This is a genomic window from Paenibacillus dendritiformis (genome assembly GCF_015845845.1).
GTDB classification, from domain to species: Bacteria; Bacillota; Bacilli; order Paenibacillales; family Paenibacillaceae; genus Paenibacillus_B; species Paenibacillus_B dendritiformis_C.
In genome coordinates, this window is sequence record NZ_LDIG01000165.1 from 1 (window position 1) to 955 (window position 955).

Here is a 955-nt window from a genome sequence, read left to right on the forward strand (position 1 = left end):
ACTTCCAGCACACGCAGCACAAAGCTGATGCTGTGTCCTTGCACAATATACTTCTGGGCGATCTCTATCTTATCCGCAAGTGAGGGTTCGTTTTTTTTAGTAGGTCTTTGAGAATGTCCCTCTCCAAGGCTTGCTCTGCATAGAGTTTCTTGAGCTTCTCATTCTCTTTCGCAAGCGCAGCATAATCTTCTGCAGTCGGGACAAACTTCGCTTGCTTCATACTAGCCCCATCCAGTTGATCCAGGTCCTTACGATTTAATTCTCTAGCCCATCGCAGTACCATCTTTGGATCAAGCTCATGTTGCCTTGCTACAGCGGTCATGTTGCCGATTTCCTTCCCTTTAGCAACTACCATCTTTTTAAAATTAAGATCATACTGTTTCTTCTTCATTTCGTTCCCCTCCGTGTTTTCTGCAAGTGAAAAATGCTCAATTTTGCAGCTAAAAGTGCCAAGGCACTTGCCAACCTCCAAAGCTTACAAAGGAGCGGCATGGAAATGAGAGATAAGCTTCTGGAAGGCGCGATAACCCGAATTTCGTCTCCTTGCTTCAGTTTAGGTGCATGCATTGTTGAATCCCCCCTTTTCCAGCACTAGCGTTGCATCGAGCGGTTAGTTCATAATCTAATTTCAATTAACATCTATATATGATATATATTTACATCTGCAATGTCCGCGCTAAGTCTAAAAAAGTCGAGCTGGAAATAGACCCTGCGCGTTATCCATTATATGTAAAAGTATTTTTCGTTTGTCATTACCTCACAATCAGTTTCGGTTTCATCGACTTCGTTGTCTTTTTCGGACGTCTCCCATTTCGCTTTGGTCGTCCCCTAGATGTTCGGGTCGGCTTGCGGTTGAGTGCAGCGATCAAATTTTCCCATGGTTTTTCCGCATAGATGCGAATCAACTGAAGGAGATCCCATGTCGACTTATTACAGTCCAATGTTAGTTTAATTA

The 955-nt window shown here is 43.5% G+C and carries 1 protein-coding gene; it reads right to left on the bottom strand.

The window, feature by feature from the left end:
• Window positions 1-64 precede the first annotated feature (64 nt).
• Window positions 65-391, bottom strand: coding sequence for a transposase (locus tag ABD76_RS16790; protein WP_197258377.1), 327 nt, complete (start codon window positions 389-391; stop codon window positions 65-67).
• Window positions 392-955 lie beyond the last annotated feature (564 nt).

Excerpts from the sequence above, each read along its gene's own strand:
- ABD76_RS16790 (WP_197258377.1), bottom strand. The coding sequence starts at position 391 with ATGAAGAAGAAACAGTATGATCTTAATTTTAAAAAGATGGTAGTTGCT.